We start from the raw sequence: 24,843 nt of genomic DNA on the forward strand, positions 1-24,843 counted from the left end.
GGTGTAGGAGACGGCGGGGTGGTTCGTCACCGCGACAGGGCGCCACCTGAATGGGCGCGCGAACGCCCCTTTCGCGACGAATGATCGGCCGTTCGCCTGCTCAGCCGTGCAGTCGCCGCGCGATATCGGCCAGTTCCGCCGAGTGCAGCACCCGCCCCCCGAATCCCGGCAGCGGTACGTGCAGCGCCTCGGTCCAGCGGGCGGGCACGGCCGCGATGCCGTACGCCGCACCGGCCAGCCCGCCCGTGACGGCGGCCACCGTGTCGGTGTCGCCGCCCAGGTCGATCGCGGCGCGTACGGCTTCCTCGTAGGTGGCGGTCGTCCGCAGGGCCCAGACCGCGGAGCCGAGGCAGGGCCAGACGGCGCCGTTGAACTCGGTTGCCAGGTCGGGGTGCCAGTCCCGGGCGAGGACGGTGGCGTAGCGCGCGCGGTGGCCGGGGTGGACCGCGCGCAGGGTGCCGGGCAGGGCGGTGAGCGGGTCGTCCCCGGCCAGGGCGACCCGCACCAGCTCGTGGAAGACCGCCGTGCCCTCCCACGCGGCCCGGTCCCCGTGGGTGAGCGCGGCGATGCGGCGTGCGGCGTCCATGGTGGCGTCCCGGCCCAGGGGTGCGAAGTGCACGGCGGACGGTGCGGCCCGCATCAGCGCGCCGTTGCCCGCACCCCGCCCGTTGACCTGGAAGTGCAGGGCGGCGGCGGTGTCCCAGCCGTCGCCGGAGCTCAGTACCGCCTCCGTCTGGAGGCCGATGTCCTTCGGGCCGGCGGCGGCCCAGCGCTCGAAGCGCCGGAAGACGTCCGGCAGGTCGAGCCCGCCGCACTCCAGCAGGGACTCGGCGACCAGAACCGCCATCTGCGTGTCGTCCGTGGCCTCGCCCGGGTCCCAGCCGCCGCCTCCGCACATCTCGCCGCCCCGCCCCGGCTCGGGGAAGCGCGCGGAGAAGGCGCCCTGCGGACCGAACTCGAAGGGCGCGCCCAGGGCGTCACCGACGGCCGACCCGATGACGGCGCCCAGAGCGCGGTCGGGGGCCGGGACACTCGTCACCGGCTAGTCCCGTGCCGCCCCCGGATGCAGCCGCACCCAGCCCTCCCACGCCGATGTGATCATGTCCTCGACGTCGTACTTGGCCTTCCAGTCCAGTTCCACGGCGGCGCGGTCGGCCGAGGCCACCACGCGGGCCGGGTCGCCGGGGCGGCGGGGGGTGACCGTCGCGGGGCGGTCGTAGCCGGTGAGGGAGTTGATGCGGTCGATCATCTCGCGGACGGAGACACCCTCGCCCCGGCCGATGTTGAGGGTGAGGGAGCGTCCGGGTGAGGCAGTCAGGGCGCGGGCCGCGGCGACGTGGGCCTCGGCCAGGTCGGCCACGTGGATGTAGTCGCGGACGCAGGTGCCGTCCGGCGTCGTGTAGTCGTCGCCGAACACGCGCGGGGCGGCGCCCTCCGTCAGCTTCTCGAAGACCATCGGGACGAGGTTGTGGACGCCGGTGTCGGCGAGTTCCGGGCTCGCCGCGCCCGCGACGTTGAAGTAGCGCAGCGACGCGGTGGACAGGCCCGACGCCCGGCCGGTCGCCCGGACCAGCCACTCACCGGCCAGCTTGGTCTCGCCGTACGGCGACATGGGCAGGCACGGCGTCTCCTCCGTCACCAGGTCGACGTCGGGCATGCCGTACACGGCCGCGGAGGAGGAGAAGACGAAGGACGGGACGCCGGCCTCCGTGACCGCCTCCAGCAGGACGCGCAGGCCCTCGACGTTCTGCCGGTAGTAGTGCAGCGGCAGGTCCACCGACTCGCCGACCTGCTTCTTCGCCGCGAGGTGCACGACACCGGTGACCGAGTGGTCGGTGAGGGCGCGCGCGACCCGTTCGCTGTCCAGGACCGAGCCCACCACCAGGGGCACGCCGTCGGGCACGCGCTCGGCGATTCCGGTGGACAGGTCGTCGTACACGACCGCCTTCTCGCCCGCCTCGGTCATCGCCCGTACGACGTGCGCCCCGATGTATCCGGCTCCGCCGGTGATCAGCCAGGTCATTGCGGCCGTCCCCTCGTCAGTGGTCCTCGGTGGTCATGATCCGTCATCCCGGCGCCCGGCGGGCGCCGCACCCGTCAGGACGGGGTGGAGGCCGACTCGGTGCCGTACGCGTCGATGGCCGCCGTGAGCCGGTCGAGACGGGCCCGCAGGTCCTGGACCTCCGCCAGGTCCAGTCCGGTCGCCGCGGCGATCCGGCGCGGCACCTCGACGGCTCGCTCGCGCAGTGCCGCGCCCTCCCCGGTCAGCCGCACCCGGACCGAACGCTCGTCGCGCGCGCTGCGCTCCCGGTGGACCAGACCGGCCGTCTCCAGCCGCTTGAGCAGGGGCGACAGCGTGCCGGAGTCGAGCCGCAGGTGCTCGCCGAGCTTCTTGACCGGCAGTTCGCCGTGCTCCCACAGCACCAGCATCACCAGGTACTGCGGGTAAGTGAGGCCGAGGTCCTTGAGGACCACGCGGTAGACGCCGTTGAAGGCGCGCGAGGCCGCGTTCAGGGAGAAGCAGATCTGCTGGTCCAGGCGGAGCCAGTCCGTGGCGGGCGTGGTCATGGCTCCCAGGGTAGCCGAAGGCATCTTGTGCTCGATTTAGTTGTGCGCAACTGAATTGCGTGGTCTACTGGTCGTCGTCGGAAGTCACCACGACGCTTCTCCTCAGAGAGGGACGGTTTTCCCATGGACGCGCTCTACACCGCCGCCGCCACCGCCACCCACGGCCGCGACGGCCGCACCGTCAGCTCCGACGGCACGCTCGACCTCGCGCTCGGCATCCCCGTCGAGATGGGCGGCAACGGGCAGGGCACCAACCCCGAGCAGCTCTTCGCCGCCGGGTACGCAGCCTGCTTCGGCAGCGCCCTCGGCCTCGTCGGCCGGCAGGCCAAGGTCGACGTCAGCGACGCCGCGGTGACCGCCGAGGTCGGCATCGGCAAGCAGGGCGAGGGCTTCGCGCTCGCCGTCACCCTCCGGGTCGAGCTGCCCGAGGGCGTGGACGAGGAGACCGGCCGCCAACTGGTCGAGCAGGCCCACCAGGTCTGCCCGTACTCCAACGCCACCCGCGGCAACATCCCGGTCGACCTCGTCATCGAGTAACCGCCGCCCGGCAGCCGCTCACCCGACCCGCGCCAGCACCTCACCCGTCCGCTCGCTCCACGCCACCACCACCGCCTCCTCGGGCACCGGCCGCCAGCGGGTCAGCAGCAGCCAGCGGACGTGGTAGCGGCGGACGACGCCGGCACGCTCCGCGCGGGTCGAGCCGGGTGCGAGATACGCCTCGACGTCGGCCACCCGCCGCCTGCGCTCCCGCTCGTCCAGCGACGGGTCCGGCCAGGCGGGCGCCGCGAGGTTCGGCCCGTACCCGGCGATGGCGTGCCCGGCGTAGTAGCCGTCGGTGATCACGACCTCGCCGGGGCCGATGTGCCGGGCCGCCCACTCGTACGCCGGCCAGTCCGGCGGCCTCTCGAAGCCGACCGGGTCGAGCGCGCGCGGCACGACCGCCCCGGCGTGGACCGTGAGGAACCCCAGCAGGGCCCCCGTGGTCGCGGTCCAGCCCAGCGCCCTGCGCCACCGCGGCCAGGGACGGGGCCGCGCCAGCTCCACCGCCAGGGCGAACTGCAACGGCACCAGCGTGAGCCCGAGGATCCGGCCGTAGGTGTAGTGGCCGCTCAGCCAGCCGTACGCCACCACCGCGCAGTCCAGCGCGAACATCAGCACCAGCGGGTCCCGCACCGACCGCCGTCCGCGCAGCCAGAGCGCGGGCAGTCCGAGCAGGGCCAGCCAGAACTCCCCGGGCAGGTCCAGGTACAGGACCCGGTGCATCCCGTCCACGCTGTCGTCCCCGGCCAGCGCGAACACGTCGAAGTACGGCCACAGCGCCGCCGACGCCACCGCGACGCCGCCCGCCAGCGCCCACCGCCCCGCGACCGGACCGCGCCACCCGCACTGCCATCCGGCCACCAGCGCCACCGCGCCCAGCGCCGCCGCCACCGCCGTGATCGGGTGGACGAGGAGGATCAGACCGTGGATGAGGCCGAGTCCGGCGTATCCGGGCAGGCCCGGCCGGCCGCTCGGGCCGACGTACCGGACCCGGCGTGCGTTCCGCGCCCGTGCGCCCGTCAGTGCCCAGGCCCAGAAGGTGAGCCCGATCGCGAACGCCGACGGGTAGCCGAGGTTGCCCGTCATCGACATCAACCCGAGGTAACCGCTCCACCAGGCCCGCTCGGTGCCCCACAGCAGCGTCATCGCGCCCAGCGCCAGCACCGGCGCCCACGGCCGCGGGGTCAGTACCCGCACGAAACGGCCGAGCCCGGTCAGCAGCACCAGCAGGTTCACCGGCCCGGCGAGCCGCACCACCTCCCAGCCGCCCAGCCCGGTCAGCCGGGCGAACAGGCCCTGGGCCACCGCGTACGGCGAGTAGTACGCGCTGCCCGCACCCGGCAGGTCGGCCATCGGGTGGCGGGGGCGGAGCAGGTCGGCCTTCAGGCGCTCGACCACGGCCGCGTGCTGGCCGGCGTCACAGCACAGCGGCACCGCCCCGTACGCCAGCGTCATCAGGAGGAAGAAGAGGAAGCCGGCGGCCTGGTACGGGGTGGGGCGCCAAGTGCGGCCGCCACGCAGCGCCGTCGCGCCGCGCACGGACCGCCGGACGAGGGCGCCGGCGCTCACGGGACGGTCGAAGGGTGGGGCATTCGGGACATTCGGCGTATGTTCCCGATGTTCCCGCTGAGGTCAACGACATGCCCTCACGTCACCTCATCGAGTGACGGTCGGCTGGTCGCGTCGTCGAGTGGCACCCGGTTCGTCGCGTCGTCAGCCGGCACTCAGCTCCTCGCGCGCGCCCGCTCCGCGTGCCCCTGGGCCGGCAGCGCCACCCGCCCCCGCACCAACGGCCCCAGCAGCAGCGGCAGCCCCACCACCGGCAGCAGCCACGCCAGCACGATCAGCCGCCCGCCCCAGATGTCGATGTCCGGGTGTCCGGCCTGGGTGAGGATCCCGGTGAACGCCGCCGCGACCACGAAGCCGCCGACCGCGCCGCCGCGCCGCAGCGCACCCCACGCCCCGGCGCCCAGGGCCGCGACGAACAGCGGCTCCCACGCCTGCCGGCGCAGCCACTCCATCCAGAAGTTGCCCTGCAACCGCCAGAACTCCGGCCACGGATCCTCCCGGTCGGGCCGGGCGAAGTGGCCGGTGAGCAGGTCCTGGAGGCTGTCGGACACGGACGGGTAGTGCAGCAGCCGCGCGAGGGCCATCGTGACCAGGGCGCCGGCCAGACCGACCGCGGCGAGCGCGAGCACGTCCCGGCCGGGCGGCCGGCCCCGCCGGTGCCGCCGCAGGGCGATCAGCGCGCCCGCCGCCGCCAGGCACACCCCGAGGAACAGCGCCTGGGAGTGCTTGACGGTGAACAGCGCCAGCAGCGACCCGGCGACCAGGGCCAGCCCGGCCCGCCGGCGCCCCGCCCGCAGCACCAGCGCGCAGCCCCACACCGCCGCGAGGGTCAGCGCCATCAGCAGCCCCTCGGTCATCGGGCGCATGGCGGTCGTCCCGCACGGCAGCACGTAGTACAGCGCCTGCCCGGCCGACGCGAGCGGCACCGGCGCCGACAGGGTGCGCAGGATCAGGAAGGCGAGGACGCCGCCCGCGCACGCGATGACGACGCTCGCCGCCCACAGTCCCCACGTCACCCCGAAGGCCGTGAGGAACGGCACCAGGAACACCGGGTAGCCGGGCCGCGCCTCGAAGATCCGCATGAAGCGTTCCTCCATGTACGGCACGGTGTGCCCGCCGGTCTGCCCGGCCGCCAGCCGCGGCTCCACGTGCCGCCACTCCCGCTCCCGGCACTCGGCCGTGACCCGGTCGGTGGGGTCGGGGCGGTGGAAGCGGACCACGTGCACGCTCTGGTTCCGCCGGGCCGTGGAGGCCTGGCTCGCGCACACGTACTCGATGGTGGCCGCCGCCACCCCGCGCTTGCTCCCGCCGCCGAGACTCAGGGCGTACGACAGGTAGTTCTTGGTGTCGGGGGTGTCCCGGCCGGTGACGTTCGCGAGCTGGAGCAGGGCGAACACCGCGGCCAGGAGCAGCACCCAGGTGCGCGGCCTCACGGCGAGGTCAGCAGATCGCGGCCGGCCGGGACGGCCCGGGCGCCGGGCACGCCCAGGGGCTCCGGCTCGGGCATCGGCTCGCCCAGCAGCAGCGTCCGGACGACGCGCTCCGCGGCCAGCCCGTCGTCGTACTCGCAAAACCGCCCCCGGAACGCGGACCGCAGCCGTGCCGCCTCCTCGTCCCGCCACGCCCCCGACGCCAGCAGCCACGCCAGCTCCCGGTAGGAGCGCGACACATGGCCCGGTGCCTCGGCGGTGATGTCGAAGTAGGCGCCGCGGCTCGCCGTGTAGGCGCCCCAGTCGTCGGCGTGGATCACGATCGGCCGGTCCAGGACGGCGTAGTCGAACATCAGGGCGGAGTAGTCGGTGATCAGCAGGTCGGAGGCGAGCATCAGGTCCTCCACGTGCGGCTCGTCCGTCGCGTCGATCAGGACGCCCCGCCGGTGCAGCTCGGTCAGGCCCATGCCGCGCGCCGGGCCGGTGGCGAGGGACGGGTGCAGCCGGACCACCAGGGTGTGGCCGTCGCCGAGGTCGGCGGCGAGCCGGGCCGGGTCGATCCGCTCCACGTGCCCGCCCCGCCGGTACTCGCGGCGGGTCGGCGCGTACAGCACGACGGTGTGCCCGTCGGGGACCCCGAGCCGCTCGCGGACCCGCCGGCCGTCCTCGGGACCGGCGTTCACCAGTACGTCGTTGCGCGGGCTGCCGCTGCGCACGGACGTGAAGTGGCACGGGTACGCCCGCTCCCACACCCGCTCCGCGTACCGGCCCGCGACCAGGCTGTAGTCCCAGCGGTCGGCCCGGCGCAGCATCTGCGGCACGTCCACCCCGTGCCGGGCGCCCGGCCGGCCCAGCAGGTCGGCGCCCATGTACTTGAGCGGGGTGCCCTGGTGGGTGTGGATGTGGACGCTGCCGGGGCGCTTGGCCACCGAACCGGGCCAGTTGACGTTGTTGACGAGGAACGCGGCCCGCTCGGTCACCCGGCGATAGGCCGCGCTGCCGAGGAGCACGTACTCCGTGTCCGGCGGCAGCACGGCCGGGTCCGCCGCGCACTCCTCGTCGCGCACCACCCACACCCCGCGCAGGTGCGGGGCGATCTCGCGGGCCCGGCGGTAGACCGCCGCCGGGTCGCCCAGCACGCCGCGGTGGGAGAACGCCGAGTACACGACGAGGCCGTCGTCCAGCGGGCGGCGCCTGTTCACCGCCGTCCTGACCCGCCCCACACGTCCGGCGACCACGCCGCGCGCCTGCCGCGCCCGCCGCTGAAGCTCCCGGCCGGCCCGCCCGGACTGCCGCCGCAGCCGGTAGGCCGGGTACCCGAGGGCCCCGCCCTCCAGCACCCGCAGCCCGGCCGGGATCTCGGCGCCCGGTGGCCGGTACGCGCGGAACATCTCGGCGGTGCGGCGGAAGAACTCGGCCTTGTCGGACGGCGGCAGCCGGTCCGGCTTGGACAGGATGTCCAGGCAGTGCTCGCCCATCTTGGCGTGCAGGAACGGCCGCCAGCGGGCCAGCTCCGGGCGGGCGTCGAGGAAGGCGAAGACCCGCTCGTACTGCGCGTGGACGTCGAAGTGCTTGCGGCTGGTGGTGGACAGGATGTTGCCCTGGCGGCGCTGCCGGTAGTTCAGGCAGATGCGGTCCAGCGTGGCGATCCGCCCGGCGCTGAACATGACCGGGAAGGTCCAGGGCGTGTCCTCGTAGTAGCCCGGCGGGAAGGTGAAGCCCTCGCGCTCGACGAAGTCGCGCCGGTGGACCTTGTTCCAGACCACCATCAGCAGGTCGAGGATCTCGGGGTGCTCGGCGGCCGTGAAGGTCCCGTCGCCGGAGCCCGCGCCGGCCTCCGCCAGCACCCCGGCCAGGACGTTGCGCCGGGTGCCGCCCCACCAGTAGGTGCGCGCGTAGTCGAAGACGAGGACGTCGGGGTCGTCCGTCTCCGCGAGCCGGTCGGCCATCGCGCGCAGGGCGCCCGGGGTGAGGGTGTCGTCGCTGTCCAGGAAGAACAGGTAGTCGCCGGTGGCGTGCGGCAGCCCGGCGTTGCGGGCCCGGCCGAGGCCCACGTTCTCTTCCAGGTGCAGCACGCGCACCCGCTCGTCGCGGGCGGCGTACTCGTCGAGGATCGCGGCGCAGCCGTCCGGCGAGCAGTCGTTCACGGCGATGACCTCGATGTCCCGGTAGGACTGGTCCAGGACCGAGTCGAGGCACTCGCGCAGGAAGCCCTGCACCTTGAAGCAGGGGATGATGACGCTGAAGCGGGGCACGGCGGGTCAGCTCCTTACGAGGGTGGCGGCGGGGGCCGGGACGCGCTCGGCGAGTGGGATCACGGGCGGCAGCGCCTCGGGCGGCTCGCCGAGCAGCACCCGGCGCACGACGCGCTCGGCGGCCCGGCCGTCGTCGAACTCGCAGAACCGCTCCCGGAAGGCCGCCCGCAGCGCCGCCGACTCCCGGCCCGCGTACGAGCCGTCACGGAAGATCCGGGCCAGCTCCTCCGGCGTCCGCGCCACCGGTCCCGGCGGGGCCGCCATCAGGTCGAAGTAGACCCCGCGGGTCTCCCGGTAGACGTCCCAGTCGTCGGCGTACACGACGATCGGCCGGTCCAGGTTGGCGTAGTCGAACATGATCGACGAGTAGTCGGTGACCAGCGCGTCGGCGGCCAGGCACACGTCCTCGGAGGAGCGGTGCGAGGTCACGTCGACGACCCGGCCGCTGCCCCGCCTGCCGCCCCGGTCGTAGAAGTAGTGGGCGCGCAGCAGCACCACCACGTCCTCGCCGGCCGCCTCGCAGAAGGCCTCCAGGTCCAGGCCGCCCGCGCCGAACCCGCTCTCGTAGTCCCGGTGCGTGGGCGCGTACAGGACGGCCGTCTTCCCTTCCGGGACGCCGAGTTCGCGCCGGACGCGGGCGACGTCGTCGGCGGTCGCCGTGCAGTAGACGTCGTTGCGCGGATAGCCGTACTCCAGGTGCTCGTAGGAGCCGGGAAAGGCGCGCTCCCACATCTGGGTGGAGTGCCGGTTGGCGGAGAGGTTGTGGTCCCAGCGGTCCACGCGGCCCAGCAGCTTGGTGAAGCTGCCGCTCGCCGCGGCCACCACCGGGTACGTCGACTGGTCGACGCCCATGGTCTTCAGCGGCGTGCCGTGCTGGGTCTGGAGGTGCACGCTGCCGGGGCGCTTGACGACGCCCTCGGCGAAGTTGGCGTTGTTGACCAGGTAGGTGGCGCGGGCCAGCACCTCCCAGTAGCGCCGGCTGCCGATGACGGCGTGGTCGACGTCCTTCGGCACGGTGTGCGCCCGGTCCGGCTCGACCAGGAACACCGAGCGCAGGTGCGGGGCGAGTTCGCGGGCCTTGGCGTGGATCGCGGCCGGGTTGCAGGCGTAGCCGCGGCCCCAGTACGCGCAGTACACGACGAGGTTCGGATCCAGCGGGCGGCGCAGGTGGCGGCGGTACAGCAGACGGGTGCGCAGTCCCTGCGGGCGTGGCAGGCGCCGCAGTACGCCGGTCGCCGCCCGGCTGGCGGCGCGCAGGGCCCGGAAGCCCGCGTACGACCCGGACGCCAGCAGCCGGTGCTGCACGCCGAGCCGGCCGCCCGGGGGCCGGAAGCCGGCGGGGCGGTGGCGGCGGTAGAGGCGGCTCGCCCGGCGGAAGAAGGTGCGCCGCTGCCGGCGGGTCAGGCGCCGCGGATGGGTGGCCGTCTTCAGGACCGCGGCGAAGAGCTGCTCGAAGAGCGGCCCGCACCGCTCGGCCGGCAGCCCCCGCTCGGCGGCGTGCGCGAGCGCCAGCTCGGCCTGGTCCAAAAGCTCCGCGTGGTGCTCGCCGGGCAGGTTCAGCCGGTTGCCCTGCCGCCGCACCGCATGCCGTACGACGACGGAGCGCAGCACCGTCACGCGCTCGGCGCGCGCCGCGACCAGGGCGCCGAAGCCGACGTCGGTGAAGTGCCCGTCGGGGAAGTCCAGCCGCCGCTCGGTGAGGAAGGTACGGCGGTAGACCGCGCTCCAGGCGGGGAGCGCCACGCCGGTGAGGTGCGGGGCGCGGTCGGGGGCGAAGGCGCCGTCCGGGGCCCTGGCCAGCAGCGGGGCGGCCGGGTTGGCCGGCTCGCCCTCCCACCAGGGCACCCGCTCGTGCTCGAAGTACAGCACGTCGACGCCGCCGGTGTCCGCCAGCCGCGCGTCCAGCGCCGCCAGCGCGCCCGGCGTGAGGACGTCGTCGCCGTCGAGGAACAGCAGGTAGGCGCCGGTCGCCGCCCGCATACCGGCGTTGCGCGCCCCGGGCAGCCCGGCCGAGGGCGGCGCGTGCACGGGGGCCACCCGGCAGTCCCGTTCGGCGCGCTCCTCGACGACGTCCGCCGCGACGCGGTCCGGGGCGTCGTGGACCGGGATCAGCTCGAAGTCGCCGAAGGACTGGGTGAGGACCGAGTCCAGCGACTGGGACAGCCGCCCCGCGACCCCATGGGACGGGACGATGATGCTGAAGCGGGGCATGCTGCTCTTTCTCTCGTTCTCCTGGTCCGACGGAAGCCCGCCCGACGGAAGCCCGCCCGACGCAGGCCCGCCCGACGCAGGCCCGCCCGACGCAGGCCCGCCCGGCGGGAGCGGACCGTCCGACGGAAGCCAGCCCCGGCCGCTCGTGCCGTCCGGCGGCCCGGCCGTCCCGTCGGCCGCCAGGTGGGCGGCCGGGTCGGAGTGGGCCGGGACGAGCTGCGGGGCATGCGAACTCCCAGTGGACAAACGGCGATCAGAGGCTGTCGGTGACGGTGCGAGGGCCGGCGGGTTGCGGCACCGTGGCCAAGGGGGCGCGGGCGAGGGCGGAGGCGGCGGAGGGCACGGGGTGCCGTTCGGCGGGCGGCACCACCGGCGGGAGGTCCGTCTCGCCCAGCACCACGCGGCGTACGACGCGTTCGGCGGCGCGGCCGTCGTCGTACGGGCAGAAGCGCTCCCGGAAGGCGGCCCTGAGCCGGGTGGACCGGAGGTCGCGCCAGTGGCCGCCGGCGAAGACGCCGATCAGCTCGTCCTCGTCCCGGGCGATCGCGCCGGGCGGGAAGGCGCTCAGGTCGAAGTAGGTGCCGCGGGCCGCCTCGTACGCCTCCGGCTCGGCGGCGTGGATCACGATCGGCCGGTCCAGGCCCGCGTAGTCGAACATCAGTGCCGAGTAGTCGGTGACGAGGGCGTCCGAGGCCAGGCACAGCGCCTCCACGGACGGGTGGTCGCCGACGTCGAGGATCCGGCCCCCGGACTCGGCGAGCGGTCCGCCGTGGCGGGGGTGGGCGCGGGCCAGCACCATGAAGCGGGGGCCGAGCCGGGTCAGGACGCGCTCCAGGTCCAGGGCGGGGCGCTGGGTGCGGCGGTAGTCGCGGTGGGTGGGCGCGTAGAGGATCGCGACCGTGCCCTCGGGGATGCCGAGCGTCTCGCGCAGCCGGGTCACGTCCGCGGGCGTCGCGCGCTGGAGGACGTCGGTGCGGGGCTGGCCGTACTCCAGGGTGGTGTAGCCGCCGGGGTGGACCCGTTCCCAGGTCAGGGTGGAGTGGCGGTTGGCGGAGACGACGTAGTCCCAGGAGTCGACGTCGCGCAGCAGCCGGGCGAAGTCGGTGCCCGCCGCGGCGGCCGGGCGTTCCTGGAGGTCCAGGCCCATGTGCTTGAGGGGGGTTCCGGCCTGCGTCTGCACCAGGACCTGCCCCTTCCGCTTGACCAGGCCGGCGTCGAAGGCGGCGTTGTGCACCAGGTAGCGGGAGCGGGCCAGCGCCGTCCAGTAGGCGGCCGTGCCGGGCGTCAGGCGACGGGTGCCGGTCGGCACGGTGTGGTGGTGCGCGGGGTCGGCGGCCCACGCCGTGCGCACGTGCGGGGCGAAGTCGCGGAACGCCTCCTCCAGCGCGCCCGGATTGCAGCCGTGCCCCCGGTCCCCTCCGGCGGCGAAGACGGCGCGGTCGGCGCGCAGGGGCAGGCGGCGCTGGACGCGGTAGTGCAGGCGGAGGGCGACGGTGCGCGCGGTGCGCAGCAGCTTGGCGGTGCCCTTCACCGTCCGGCGGCGCAGGGCCGACGCCAGCCGCAGGGCCTCGTAGGTGTGGCGCAGGCCGAGGCGGAGCAGGGCGTGCCGCAGGCGCACCGGCAGCGGGGCGGGGGCGCCGGGGACCCGGTAGCGGCGGCAGTGGACGCGGGCGCGGCGCAGGAACTCGGCGCGCAGGGAGCGCGGGACGCGGTCGGGGCGGGTGAACACCGTCGTCAGGTGGTCGGCCATGCGGCGGTAGAGCACCGGCCGCCACCGGGCGCGCTCCGGGTGCGACTCCAGGAACGCGAAGACCCGGTCGTACTGCTCGAAGACGTCGAGGTGGCGCTCGCTCGGTGTGCCCAGGATGCTGCCCCGCCGGCGCTGCCGGTAGTGGACGCAGACCCGGTCCAGGGTGGCGATGGACTCCGCGGTCAGCAGGAGCGGGTACGTCCACGGGGTGTCCTCGTAGTACCCGGGCGGGAAGGCGAGGCCCTCGCGCTCGGCGAACTCGCGCCGCACCGTCTTGTTCCAGGCCACCATCAGCAGGTGCAGCAGTCCCGGCCGGTCGGTGAGCCGGAACGGTGCCGGGCCCTGCTCGGCGAGGTGCCGGGCGGCCTGGTTGCGGACCGCCTCGCCCGTCCAGTACGTGCGCGCGTAGTCGTAGACCAGGACGTCCGGCTCCCCGGTCTCCTTGATCCGGTCGGCGATGGCCCGCAGCGCGTCCGGGACGAGGGTGTCGTCGCCGTCGAGGAAGACCAGGTAGTCGCCGCCCGCCCGCTCCATCCCGGCGTTGCGGGCGGGGCCGAGGCCCTGGTTCGCGGGCAGGTGCACGGCGCGTACGCGCGGGTCGCGGGCGGCGAACTCGTCGGCGATGGCACCGCAGGCGTCCGGCGAGCAGTCGTCGACCGCGATCAGTTCGAGGTCCGGGTACGACTGGGACAGCACCGACTCCAGGCACGCGGGCAGATACGCCTGGACCTGGTACGCGGGGACGATGACACTGAACCTGGGCACGGGGACATCCATCGGTCGGCGGGGTCGGCGCGGGCGTTCGGCCCGGGAACGGCCAATGGAGTGACTTGGTTACGGTCCCTGCGGCATTCGGGGGACCTCGGCGCACGTGGGAAGGGCTCGTACGAGGGAGGGGGCGGGCCGGCGACCGGCCCGCCCCCTCAGGGGTGGTGTGCCGACGGCTACTTGACGGCGCCCGCCATCACGCCGGACACGAACTGCCGCTGGAACGCGAAGAACACGGCCAGCGGGATCACCATGGAGATGAACGCTCCCGGCGCCAGTACGTCGATGTTGTTGCCGAACTGCCGTACCTGCGTCTGCAGGGCGACCGTGATCGGCTGGCTCCCGGAGTCCGAGAAGATCAGGGCGACGAGCATGTCGTTCCACACCCACAGGAACTGGAAGATGCCGAGGCTCGCGATGGCGGGCCCGCCGAGCGGCATCACGACCCGGACGAACAGCCGCAGTTCCCCCGCGCCGTCGAGCCGGGCGGCCTCCAGCAGCTCCCTGGGGATCTCCGCGAAGAAGTTCCGCAGCAGGAAGACCGCGAAGGGCAGGCCGAAGCCGACGTGGAACAGGATCACGCCGACGACCGACCCGAACAGGCCGACCTTGCCGAAGAGTTCGGCGATCGGGATGAGCGCCACCTGAACGGGGACGACCAGCAGTCCGACCACGGCCAGGAACCACCAGTCGCGGCCCGGGAAGTCCATCCACGCGAAGGCGTAGCCCGCCAGCGACCCGATGATCACGACCAGGACCGTCGCCGGCACCGTGATCAGCACGGTGTTGAAGAGGGAGGAGGTGATGTCGCCGTTCTCGAGCAGCTCCTCGTAGCTCTGGAAGGTGAGCTGGGACGGCTTGGTGAGGACCTCCCACCAGCCGCTCGCCGCCATGTCCCGGGGGGTGCGCAGCGAGGACAGCAGCAGCCCGATCGTGGGGACCAGCCAGAACAGGCCCACGACGATCAGGAACACCCGGACCAGCCCGCCGCTGACGCCCTCGGCGAGGCGCGACCCCAGCGACCGCCTGGCCTTGGGCGCCGCCCCGGGTGGCGTCGGCGCCGTCTTCGTGAGGGAGTCCGCGTCCGTGGTCATCGCCGCACCTCCCGCCTGAGCCGCCGTACGTTGCCGCAACCACCCGGGGGGCGACCCCCGGACCCCCAGCCGCCACACGGCGTCCGCGATGTCATCGCCTGACCTCCCGCCGCAGCCGCCGTACGTTGAACCACATCACCGGGATGACCAGGAGCAGCAGGAACACCGCGATGGCACTGGCGATGCCCGGCTGGTCCGAGGCGAAGCCCTTGCGGTACAGCTCCAGGGCGAGCACGTTCGCGTCGTCCTGGGAGGAGCCGGGGGCGATGATGAACACCAGGTCGAAGACCTTCAGCACGTTGATCATCAGGGTGACGGCCACGACCGCCAGGACCGGTGCCAGGAGCGGGACGGTGACCCGTCTGAAGACCTGCCACTCGTTGGCGCCGTCGACCCGGGCCGCTTCGAGCAGCTCGCGCGGGACCCCGGCCAGCCCCGCCGCGATCAGCACCATCGCGAAGCCCGCCCACATCCACACGTACGACCCGATGATGGCCGGGGTGACGAGCGAGGGGCCGAGCCAGTTCAGGCCGTTGTACGGCTCCGCGAAGTTGTCGGCGGGCAGTCTGAGCCGCGCCCCGTCGGCCGCGGCGGGCAGGGTGAAGGTGCCGTCGCCGGCCGCCGTGGCCGACGCGACGACCTCGCCGTCCTTGACGGCCTCGATCTTCATCCCGGCGTAGCCCAGTTCAGCCGCGTCGACGCCGTTGAGTGTCCCGACGCCCTTGCCGCGGGTGAAGTCCTGCCAGGTGGTGCCGGTGATCTTCCCGTCCGCCGGCTCGGCGGGTGCGGCCTTCTTCGCGCCGTCGGGCATCAGGTCGGGGGCGACGCCGACCAGGGGGAGCGTGACGACCTGGCCCGCGGTGACCGGCTGCCTGGTGATGAACGCGCCCCCGCCGGCCGGCTCCAGCGGCGAGTCACGGCCCGGGTGCGCCTTCGGGAACGCCGACGACTCGGCGAACGTGTCGTGCACCCCGACCCACACCGCGTTCGCGACGCCCTTGTCCGGGTCCTGGTCGTACACCAGGCGGAAGATGATGCCGGCCGCCAGCATCGAGATGGCCATCGGCATGAAGACGACCAGCTTGAACGCCGTGCCCCAGCGCACCCGTTCGGTCAGCACCGCGAAGATCAGACCGAGCGCGGTGGCGACCGTCGGCGCGAACACCACCCAGATGACGTTGTTCTTCAGGGCGGTGCGGATGCCGTCGTCGGTGAACAGCGCCTGGTAGTTGTCGAAGCCGGCGAAGCCGTCGCCGGACTGGTCGTAGAAGCTGCGGATCAGCGAGTACCCGATCGGGTAGACCACGAGCGCGCCGAGCAGCACCAGGGCGGGCAGCAGGAACAGCGCCGCCACGGCCTTGCGGGTGCCGGTCACGCTCTTGCGCGACTTGGGGGCGACGGGGGCCGGAGACGCCCCCGCCGCCGTGGCCGACGTCATCGCGTCAGTCTCCGTAGGCGGCGGCCGCGTCCGCCTCCAGCCGCTGCTGGGCCCCCGCGACGTCCTCCGGGTTCTTCAGGAAGTCCTGCAGTGCCTTCCACTCGCCCTTGCCGGGCGTGCCGCCGAAGGCCTGCGGGGCCTGGTCCGACATGTCGAAGCGGAAGTCGTCACCGGCCGCGACGAGCGCCTCGGCGATCTTCTTCTGCACCTCGTTGGGGTACGCCGACATGTCGACGTTCTTGTTCGGCGAGAGGAAGCCGCCGAGCTTCGCGTGGATCGCCGCCGCGTCCGGGGAGGCCAGCCACGTGACCAGCGCCTGCGACGCCTTCGAGTCCTCCAGGATCACGGCCGCGTCGCCGCCGGACACCACCGGCGCGGTGTCGCCGACGGCCGGGAACGGGAAGACCTTCGCGTCCGTGCCGACCTTCGCGTCCGTCTCGCCGATGTTGACCTGCACGAAGTCGCCCTCGTAGACCATGCCCGCCTTCGGCTGGTCGCCGCCGGTGAAGGTCTGCGTCACCGAGGCCGGGAACTCGGTCTGCAGCGCGCCGGACGCGCCGCCCGCCACGTAGTCCTTCTTGCCCCAGATCTCGGCGAGGGTGGTCAGCGCCTCCTTCACGGACGGGTCGGTCCACTTGATCTCGTGCTTGGCCAACTGGTCGTACTTCTCCGGGCCCGCCTGCGAGAGGTAGACGTTCTCGAACCAGTCGGTGAGGGTCCAGCCGTCCGCGCCGCCGACGGAGAACGGTGTGACGCCCGAGTCGTAGACCGTCTGCGCCGTGGTGAGCAACTCGTCCCAGGTCTTGGGTTCGGCCGCGCCCGCGTTCTCGAAGACCTGCGCGTTGTACCAGATCAGGGACTTGTTGGCGGCCTTGTAGTAGACGCCGAACTGCTTGCCGGCGACCTTGCCGATGTCCTGCCAGCCCTGCGAGTAGTTCTCCGTCAGCTCCTTGGTGGCCTCCGCGCCCAGCGGCTTGGCCCAGCTCTTGTCCACGGCCTGCTTGATGGCGCCGGGCTGCGGGAGCATCGCCACGTCCGGCGGGGCGCCGCCCGCGATCTTCGAGCCGAGGAAGTTGATGATCGGGTCCTGGGCGGGCACGAAGGTCACCTTGGCGCCGGTGCGCTTCTCGAACTCGGCGAGGACCTTCTTGAAGTTCTCCTGCTCGGCTCCGGTCCAGACGGCGGCGACCTCCAGGCTCTCGCCGTCCAGCTTGGGGAGGGTGACGGTGGCGGCCGTCTCCTTGCCGCCGCCTGTCTGACCGCCCTTGTCGCCGCCGTCGCCGTCGTCGCCACCGCACGCGGTGAGCGAGAGCGCCAGTGCTCCCGCGGCGAGGGTGGCGGCGGTCCGGGTGGTCCGCTTCGCGGCCTTGTTCGCCGCCCTGCTCGTCACCCCGCGCGTGGCCTTCTTGACGGTCCTGTGTGTCCGCATGGTGCTGCTCGTGCGCATCACTGCCCCGTTCTTCGTTCCTCGTCGAACGTTCGGCGCTGTCCCGTGCGCTCTGGTGTACGCCAGGGGGGTGAGGGCGGCAAGAGCGCGTCCGCTGTCAAGCGGGGGATCGTGACCGCGTCGTGACCAGGTGGGGCACGCCGGACGGGGCACGCCGAAGGGCGGTGACGGGACCGTGTGGGGCACGCCGAAGGGGCGGTGCCGCGCCCGGAGTCACAGCAGCGACGGCACCTCCGCCGCCGACACCTCACGGGCGGTCCGCTCCAACGCGCTGGCCAGCAACGCCAGATCCGTCGGGCCGTTGCCCAACTCGCGTACGGGGCGCCGGGTGGGCGGGTCGCCCATGCGGTGCCACTCCAGGGGGACCACGGTGGGCCGCAGGGTCGCCGTCCGCGGGATGCGCCCCGTGACCCGGCCGCCCTGGAACACCAGGGACCGCCCCTCCGCGGAGGCCAGCCGGCCACGCCCCGGCGCCGGTTCGTCCGGACCCGGCACCGGCGCGTCCAGGGTGACCCGCAGCGTGGCCCGGCGGGCCGGCTCCGTCTGCTCCGTACGGCCGCCGGGCCCGGTGGCGGACACCAGGTGCACCCCGAGCCGCTCGCCCTCCCGCGCGACCGCCTCCAGCGCCCGCATCACCGACCCCGCCGCGGGCCGCCCGGGCGAGCCGAGCGGGGGTGTGACGAGCGCGTCGAGGTCGTCCACGACCACGACCAGCCGGGGCAGTGGCGGCACGGCCCCCGCCCGGCGCCGGGCGGCACCGGGACGCAGCCGCAGGGTGGAGCTGGGCGGGGACTCGACGTCCCCGGCGTCCGATATCGCCGCGGGGCCGGCCGCGCCCGCCGCCCTGCGCTGGGTGACCAGCCGGCCCGAGACCTCGCGCCCGGTGTGCCACTCGGCGAAGTCCGACCGCCCGAGCAGCTCGGCGCGCCGCTTCAGCTCCGCGCTCAGGGACTGGGCGAACTCCCGCATGCGGACGGGGTCGTTGGCGGCCAGGTGGGTGGTGACGTGCGGTACGTCCGTACAGACGCGCAGTCCCTCCCCGTGCCCGTCGCCCGAACTCACGCCGTCCCGGCCGTCGATCAGGACGATCCCGAGGCGGTCTGGGCGTTCGGCGGAGGCGAGCGAGGCGACCAGCGCCCGCAACAGCTCGGTGCGGCCGCTGCCGGGCGGGCCCTCGACCAGCAGGTGCGGTCCCTCGGCCGCGAGGTCGACGGTGACCGGGCCGCGCGGTCCGGCGCCCAGTACGGCCTGCGCGCGTCCGCCGAGGGCCTCCGCGTCGTCGGCCGCGGCCGCCCACCGGGCCATCAGGGAGGCCGGGGTGGCCCGGGCGAGGCCCAGCTCGTCCAGGAGCCGGGCCGCCTGGGGCAGCGGTGCGGACACGCGCGCGTGGCGTTCGCCGGTCGTGCCGTCGGTGCGCAGCGGGGCCAGGGCGCGCGCGAACCGCTCGGCCCAGGGGAGGGAGACGGCGTCGACCGTGCCGAGGGTGCCGTGCCCGACCGGGCCTGCGGGGGCGTCCGGAGCGTCCTGGGAGGCGCCCGTGCGCGCGATGCGCAGCAGCCGCAGGGCCGTCGCCACGTCGCCGCTGAGCAGTGCCACGGCACCGCACTGGCGGAACACCGGCGACACCGTGCAGGCCGTCTCGTAGGTCTCCGTCACCGGGGAGGTCGGGGAGGCGGCGGCGGTCTCGGCGAGGCACACGACGTGGATGCCGGCCCGGGGGCCCTCCAGGGCCAGCCGCGCCACCGCCTCGCGCACGTCGGCACCGCCGGGGTCCCCGTCGACGACGACCACCGTGTACGGCCCGGCGAAGCCGCCGGCCGGGTCGGTGCCGTCGTCGGGCCGCGCCCAGGAGGGCTGCCGGGCGGCCACCGCCGCCGTGGCCGGTCGCGGGTCGTGCGCGGGAGCCGCCGGCTGGGCCGGGATCGTGCCGGCGGGAGCGGCCGGCCGTGCTCCGGTCCGGGTGTCCGTCAGGTGGTCCTCCAGGCGGCGGAGGAGTTCGTGGGCGCGGGCCGTGGCCTGCTCGCGGTCGTAGGCGAGCAGCAGGCGGCAGTCCTGGCCGTGTCCCGGGCGGAGCTGCGGCAGCCAGCCCAGCCAGGACCACTCGGCGGCCCGGTCCGCGAGCGGACGGGAGCGGTCCGCGCTGATCAGGACGATCTCCAGGACGTCGGCGGAGTGCAGCGCGGCGAGCTGGGCCAGCACCGCGCGGGCCAGCCCGGCGAGCCTCGCGCGCGGGCCGGCCAGCCCGAGCGCCCCGACCTCGCGCAGCCCGGCGGTCACCGGGACCGCGGGCAGCGGTGTGTCGCCGCCGGGCGCGACCCGGTCGGCCGTACCGAGCCGCACGGTGAGCGCCTCCGGGTGGCCGGGACCGCGCTCCCACAGGCGCGGGCCCGGACCGAGCGCCGTCAGCAGCAGCGCGGCGGGGTCCGGCCAGGTCTCCGGCGCGCTGCCGCTGACGGCGGGAGCCGCGGGTGCCGGTGCGACCGGCTCCTCGTCGTACGCGTACGTGCCGGGCTCGGTGGCGTCCGGGGTGCCGCCGCGTCCGCCGGCCAGCCGCCGCGCCCACGCGCCGAGCCCGCCGCGCCTGCGCACGCCCTGGGGCACGTCGGTGCCCCGCAGGGGCGTTCCCTTGCGGCCGGTGCCGCCGCCGTCCGGGCCGGGGGCTTGGGTGGGGCCGGTGACCTCGCCGAAGGGGGCGGTCCCGGAGGCGTCGGCGCCGAGGGAGCCAGCGCCGGGTGTGACTCCTCCGTACACGCCCGTGCCGTGCGTGGCCGTGCCGTACGCACCGCCGTGCGTGTCTCCTCCGGCGGGGGCCGGCCGGGGCGTGCCGGCCGTGGGGCCGGTGCCGTGGCTCTCGATGCGGGGCGCGCCGCCCTGGCCGGGCACCTGGGGCACCCGGGGCTGCTCGGCCGGCGCCGCACCGGAGCCGTACCCCGCCGTGCCGGAGGCGTGGTGGGTCCGGCCTGCGGGGTCGTCCCACCCGTCGGCCGCCGTCCCGCGCGCGCGGCCGTCCGGGCCGCCCGCCCGGTGCGGGGGACCGCCCCCCGGTCCCGCCGCGCCTGGGTGCGTGCTCGCCCCGCCGGTCGTGTGCGCGGGGCCGGTCGTGTGCGCGGGGCCGTGCATGGGGCCGGTCGTGTGTGCGGGGCCGTCCGTCGCACCGGCCGGGTGCCGGGGACCGTCCGGCAGGCGAGCCGCGGGTGCGGAACCGCCCGCCGCCCGCGCGGAGCCGTCCGCGGTGCCACCGCCCCCCGCGGGCACGTCTCCCCGCGCCCCGTCGGCCACGCGCGCGTGGGCCACGTCGTCCCCGGCGCCCGTCCCGCCGGTCGGCGGGAGCGCCGGCGCACCGGACAGCCGCACGTGCCCCTCGCCGTCCGGAGTCGTCGCCACCCGCGTCTGCGTCCCCCGCGGGACCGGCACGAGCCGCAGGGCCGACTCGCCGATCCGCAGCAGCGCACCCGGCGTGAAGCGGACCGGGCGGGTGCCCACGCGGGTGCCGTCCAGAATGGTGCCGTTGGTGGAGCCGAGGTCGGCTACGGAGACGTGACCGTCGGAGGCGACGGTCACGGCGCAGTGCATCCGGGAGACGTCCGGGTCGTCGAGCGCGACGTCGGCGTCGGCGGAGCGGCCGAGCCGGACCTGGCCGCCGTGCAGCAGGTGGACGCCGCCCGCGTCGGGACCGGCGACCACGTGGAGCTGGGCCGGGACGTCGGCCGGCTCGGCGTGCGGGTCGGGCTCGCCCGGGGCCCCCAGGCAGAGCACGGCGCCGTCGATCAGCGGGGGCTCGCCCAGGGTGCTGCGCTGGGCGTCGAGCCGCTGCGCGCCGGCGTAGAGCACCACCTGGCCGGAGCCCGGGCCCTCGCCGCCAGGGAGCGCCGCGGCCAGCGCGGAGGCGACCGCGGCCAGGGCCGTGCCGGCCGGTGCGGTGACCAGCACGTCGCGGCTCGCGGCGCGGCCCCCCACCGAAGCATGCGGGCCCAGCGGGTCTACGACGGTCAGCCGGATCTGCATCGCCGTCAGCGGTCCCTTCGCGCGGGCGCCCGCGCGCCGGGGACAGAAGCCGTTCACCACGGTCCCCCACCGCGGACTTCCCCCACCGCCACACGAGCACGTCGGCCAGTTCTGCAGGCATCCTCGCACCTGCCACTGACAACGCGCCCGCCGCCCGCCGTCATATGATCTTGATTGGTCGGCTCTGCCCGCAAAAGTGCCTGACAGGTGGCGCGTCGATGATCGAATGGTGTCCGCTTGAGATCGGTCACGTCCGGGCCCGGCAACCAAGGGACCGGGTCGAGCGTCTTTCCTTCGAACATGTGCCGGAAGCGGAACGCGGGACGCACCGGCGGCCCCACGGGAACCACAGGACGACGACAGCCCGGTGCCGGGAGCGCGGCACTACAGTGGGGCGGAACAGTCGGCAAGCAACAGGGAGCGCATGACGTGCGGCCGGTAGGCAGCAAGTACCTCCTCGAGGAGCCCCTCGGCCGCGGCGCGACGGGCACCGTCTGGCGAGCCCGCCAGCGGGAGACCGCGGGCGCCGAGGCGGCCGTGGCCGGACAGCCCGGCGAGACCGTCGCGATCAAGGTCCTCAAGGAGGAGCTCGCGAGCGACCCCGACATCGTGATGCGCTTCCTGCGGGAGCGCTCCGTCCTGCTGCGGCTGACCCACCCCAACATCGTCCGGGTCCGCGACCTGGTCGTCGAGGGTGAGCTGCTGGCGCTCGTCATGGATCTCGTCGACGGCCCCGACCTGCACCGCTACCTGCGCGAGAACGGGCCCCTCACCCCGGTCGCCGCGGCGCTGCTCACCGCCCAGATCGCCGACGCCCTCGCCGCCAGCCACGCGGACGGCGTCGTGCACCGCGACCTGAAGCCGGCCAACGTCCTGCTGAGGCAGACCGGCGGCGAGATGCACCCGATGCTCACCGACTTCGGCATCGCCCGCCTCGCCGACTCACCCGGCCTCACCCGCACCCACGAGTTCGTCGGCACGCCCGCGTACGTGGCGCCGGAGTCCGCCGAGGGCCGCCCGCAGACCTCCGCGGTCGACGTGTACGGCGCCGGCATCCTGCTGTACGAGCTGGTCACCGGACGGCCCCCGTTCGGCGGGGGTTCCGCCCTGGAGGTGCTGCACCAGCACCTGAGCGCGGAGCCGCGCCGCCCCTCCACCGTCCCCGACCCGCTGTGGACGGTGATAGAGCGCTGCCTGCGCAAGAACCCCGACGAGCGCCCCAGCGCCGAGAACCTCGCCCGCGGCCTGCGCGTCGTCGCCGAGGGCATCGGCGTGCACGCGAGCAGCGCGCAGATCGGCGCCGCCGAGAACGTCGGCGTGCTCCTCGCCCCCGACCCGGCGCCCGCCCAGGTGCCGGGCGCCCCCGGCGCCGCGGACCCGACGCAGGTCCTGCCCCAGAATCCGAACGGCGCCTACGACCCGAACGGCGCGACCAGCGTCCTTCCGCACACCGGCAGCCCCTCGGGCGCCGCCGACCCCACCGCCGTACTCCCGAACCGCGGCGCGGCCGACCCGACCGCCGTCATGCCGCCGGTGCCGCCGGGGCAGGGCCAGGACGGGCAGCCCGGCGGGCCCGACGACCCGCACCCCTGGCAGAACCAGTTGCGCGCCGCCCGCGACCGCAACGAGCAGACGCAGGCCCAGTACCTCGACCCGGACCAGGACCCGCTGCGCCGCCGGCCCCAGCGGCAGGTCGCCCGCCCGCAGCAGCCGCCCCGCCAGGCCCCGCAGGGCCCGCCGCCCCAGCAGCCCGGCTACGGCTATCCGCAGCAGCCGCAGCAGCCGCAGCAGCCGCAGCGGTACGCCACCCCGCAGCCCCAGCAGCCGTCCCGGCCCCAGCCGCAGCGGTACGCCCCGCCGCCCACGCCGGAGCCCCAGCCGCCCCGGCGCGAGCCCAGGCCGCCGCGGCAGCGCGGCGCCAACCCCATGCGCATCCCCGGCCTCGGCTGCCTCAAGGGATGCCTGTTCACGCTCGTCATCCTGTTCGTGGCCGGCTGGCTGATCTGGGAGCTGAGCCCGCTGCAGGGCTGGATCGGCACGGGCAAGGGCTACTGGGAGCAGCTCAGCGACTGGTTCACCACCGCGACCGACTGGATCGGCGACCTGGGCGGCGGCAGCGGCTCGGGCGGCGGGACGTCGACCGGGAACTGAGGCGGGGCGTCGGCCGGAGACTGAGGCGCGCGTCGAACGATGAGTGAGTCGGGGCCCCGAACGGCGACTGAGTCGGGGCTCCGAACGGTGAGTGAGGCGGGGCCTCGGCGGGTGCCTTGCTCGGTCGGCGACCGGTTCCACTGGCGTTGATCCGACCGGCGGCCGGTCCGTAGGCGGACCGCGCTTTCGCCGGATCCGACGACGAGCCTGGTGATTTGTCGACATCCGGCGGGTGATTTCCGCCTCCGCTGTGAAGGTTGGCTCCCCGGACGCGTACTTTAAAGCGCAACACGCGTCGGTAGGAGCAGTCTTGGCACGGAAGATCGGCAGCCGGTACACCGCCCACCAGATCCTCGGGCGGGGCAGTGCCGGCACGGTGTGGCTGGGCGAGGGTCCCGAGGGGCCCGTCGCGATCAAGCTGCTGCGCGAGGACCTGGCGTCCGACCAGGAGCTCGTCTCACGCTTCGTGCAGGAGCGCACCGCCCTGCTCGGCCTGGAGCACCCCCACGTCGTCTCCGTGCGCGACCTGGTCGTCGACGGCAACGACCTGGCGCTGGTCATGGACCTGGTCCGCGGTACGGACCTGCGCACCCGCCTCGACCGGGAGCGGCGCCTGGCGCCCGAGGCCGCGGTGGCCGTCGTCGCCGACGTCGCCGACGGCCTGGCCGCCGCGCACGCCGCCGGGGTCGTGCACCGGGACGTCAAGCCGGAGAACGTGCTGCTCGACATGCAGGGTCCGCTCGGCCCCGGCGGCTCGCACCCGGCCCTGCTGACGGACTTCGGGGTGGCCAAGCTCATCGACACCCCGCGGCGCACCCGCGCCACGAAGATCATCGGTACGCCCGACTACCTGGCCCCGGAGATCGTCGAGGGCCTGCCCCCGCGCGCGGCGGTGGACATCTACGCGCTGGCCACGGTCCTGTACGAGCTGCTGGCGGGCTTCACGCCGTTCGGTGGCGGCCACCCCGGTGCGGTGCTGCGCCGGCACGTGACCGAGCGGGTCGTCCCCCTGCCCGGCATCCCGGACGAGCTGTGGCAGCTACTGGTGCAGTGCCTGGCCAAGGCGCCGGCCTCCCGGCTGCGCGCCTCCGAGCTGGGCGCCCGGTTGCGCGAGCTGCTGCCCATGCTGGCCGGGATGGGCCCGCTGGACGTGGACGAGCCCGACGCCGAGCAGGAGGAGGACGCGCCCGAGGAGCCCCCGGCGTCCCCCGCGCCCGCCGGGGAGCCGGTACGCCGCCGGGGGGCGGTGCCGCTGGTGCCGGGGGCGAAGCCGGCCGACTCCAACCGCGACACGCACACATCCATGCGGGTACCGGCCCCCGACGAGCTGGCCGGCGGTGCCCGCGGCACCGCCCGCGCCCCGCGCGCGTCCGGCGCCCCGCGCCCCGGCTCGGCCCGCAACCGCGCCGCCGCGCGGCGCCGCCGGCTGGCGGTGGGGGCCGGCGCGCTCGCCCTGGTGGCGGCGATCGGCGTCGGTACGTGGCTGGCCACCGGCGGCGACGAGGGCGGCGCCGGGCCCCAGGACACGCGGAACTCGGCACCGGCCTCTCCGTGAGGCCCGGAGCGGCCTGGTCACCGCCGCCCGTGACGACCCGGCGAAGACCGGTGGACGGAGCC

Annotated in this window: 15 protein-coding genes; 3 read left to right on the top strand and 12 right to left on the bottom strand. The window is 74.9% G+C overall.

Annotated features, from left to right (window positions below; translation table 11 throughout):
* Positions 1-100 precede the first annotated feature (100 nt).
* The 3 genes from B1H29_RS22505 to B1H29_RS22515 form a co-directional block, all read right to left on the bottom strand.
* Positions 101-1,039, bottom strand: coding sequence for an ADP-ribosylglycohydrolase family protein (locus B1H29_RS22505; RefSeq protein WP_055417219.1), 939 nt, complete (start codon positions 1,037-1,039; stop codon positions 101-103).
* Between the two features lie 3 nt (positions 1,040-1,042).
* Complete coding sequence (galE, locus tag B1H29_RS22510) at positions 1,043-2,023, bottom strand: UDP-glucose 4-epimerase GalE (RefSeq protein WP_055417218.1); 981 nt, start codon at positions 2,021-2,023, stop codon at positions 1,043-1,045.
* A 74-nt stretch (positions 2,024-2,097) separates the two neighbouring features.
* Positions 2,098-2,568: a MarR family winged helix-turn-helix transcriptional regulator gene (locus B1H29_RS22515; protein WP_199832288.1), complete on the bottom strand. Its 471-nt coding sequence runs from the start codon at positions 2,566-2,568 to the stop codon at positions 2,098-2,100.
* 123 nt (positions 2,569-2,691) lie between these two features.
* Here B1H29_RS22515 and B1H29_RS22520 point away from each other — a divergent pair, with 123 nt between their 5' ends.
* Positions 2,692-3,105, top strand: coding sequence for an organic hydroperoxide resistance protein (locus B1H29_RS22520; protein WP_055417216.1), 414 nt, complete (start codon positions 2,692-2,694; stop codon positions 3,103-3,105).
* Between the two features lie 18 nt (positions 3,106-3,123).
* Here B1H29_RS22520 and B1H29_RS22525 read toward each other — a convergent pair whose 3' ends face one another.
* The 9 genes from B1H29_RS22525 to B1H29_RS22565 form a co-directional block, all read right to left on the bottom strand.
* Entirely contained in the window at positions 3,124-4,677 is a 1,554-nt protein-coding gene (locus B1H29_RS22525; RefSeq protein ID WP_055417215.1) for a hypothetical protein, read from the bottom strand.
* Positions 4,678-4,832: 155 nt separating this feature from the next.
* Entirely contained in the window at positions 4,833-6,110 is a 1,278-nt protein-coding gene (locus tag B1H29_RS22530) for a hypothetical protein (protein ID WP_055417214.1), read from the bottom strand.
* Positions 6,107-8,362, bottom strand: coding sequence for a bifunctional glycosyltransferase/CDP-glycerol:glycerophosphate glycerophosphotransferase (locus tag B1H29_RS22535; protein WP_055417213.1), 2,256 nt, complete (start codon positions 8,360-8,362; stop codon positions 6,107-6,109). The genes B1H29_RS22530 and B1H29_RS22535 overlap by 4 nt, the downstream gene beginning before the upstream one ends.
* A 6-nt stretch (positions 8,363-8,368) precedes the next feature.
* Positions 8,369-10,573, bottom strand: a complete 2,205-nt coding sequence (locus B1H29_RS22540) for a bifunctional glycosyltransferase/CDP-glycerol:glycerophosphate glycerophosphotransferase (protein ID WP_055417212.1) — start codon at positions 10,571-10,573, stop codon at positions 8,369-8,371.
* 253 nt (positions 10,574-10,826) lie between these two features.
* Positions 10,827-13,088 (bottom strand): bifunctional glycosyltransferase/CDP-glycerol:glycerophosphate glycerophosphotransferase, encoded by a 2,262-nt coding sequence (locus tag B1H29_RS22545; RefSeq protein ID WP_055417211.1) that lies wholly within the window; start codon positions 13,086-13,088, stop codon positions 10,827-10,829.
* Positions 13,089-13,267: 179 nt separating this feature from the next.
* A complete protein-coding gene (locus B1H29_RS22550; RefSeq protein WP_055417210.1) occupies positions 13,268-14,185 on the bottom strand; it encodes a carbohydrate ABC transporter permease in 918 nt (305 codons plus the stop codon).
* Positions 14,186-14,276: 91 nt separating this feature from the next.
* Positions 14,277-15,623, bottom strand: a complete 1,347-nt coding sequence (locus B1H29_RS22555) for a carbohydrate ABC transporter permease (protein ID WP_199832287.1) — start codon at positions 15,621-15,623, stop codon at positions 14,277-14,279.
* A 4-nt stretch (positions 15,624-15,627) separates the two neighbouring features.
* On the bottom strand, positions 15,628-17,070 hold the full coding sequence (locus tag B1H29_RS22560) for an ABC transporter substrate-binding protein (RefSeq protein WP_079160396.1): 1,443 nt from the start codon (positions 17,068-17,070) through the stop codon (positions 15,628-15,630).
* 213 nt (positions 17,071-17,283) lie between these two features.
* Positions 17,284-21,075, bottom strand: a complete 3,792-nt coding sequence (locus tag B1H29_RS22565) for an FHA domain-containing protein (protein ID WP_055417757.1) — start codon at positions 21,073-21,075, stop codon at positions 17,284-17,286.
* A 429-nt stretch (positions 21,076-21,504) separates the two neighbouring features.
* Between B1H29_RS22565 and B1H29_RS22570 the strand changes: the two genes are divergently transcribed.
* Positions 21,505-23,226 (top strand): serine/threonine-protein kinase, encoded by a 1,722-nt coding sequence (locus B1H29_RS22570; protein WP_055417209.1) that lies wholly within the window; start codon positions 21,505-21,507, stop codon positions 23,224-23,226.
* A gap of 310 nt (positions 23,227-23,536) precedes the next feature.
* Positions 23,537-24,781, top strand: a complete 1,245-nt coding sequence (locus tag B1H29_RS22575; RefSeq protein WP_055417208.1) for a serine/threonine-protein kinase — start codon at positions 23,537-23,539, stop codon at positions 24,779-24,781.
* Positions 24,782-24,843: the final 62 nt, after the last annotated feature.

The organism is Streptomyces pactum (genome assembly GCF_002005225.1).
Taxonomy (GTDB): Bacteria; Actinomycetota; Actinomycetes; order Streptomycetales; family Streptomycetaceae; genus Streptomyces; species Streptomyces pactum_A.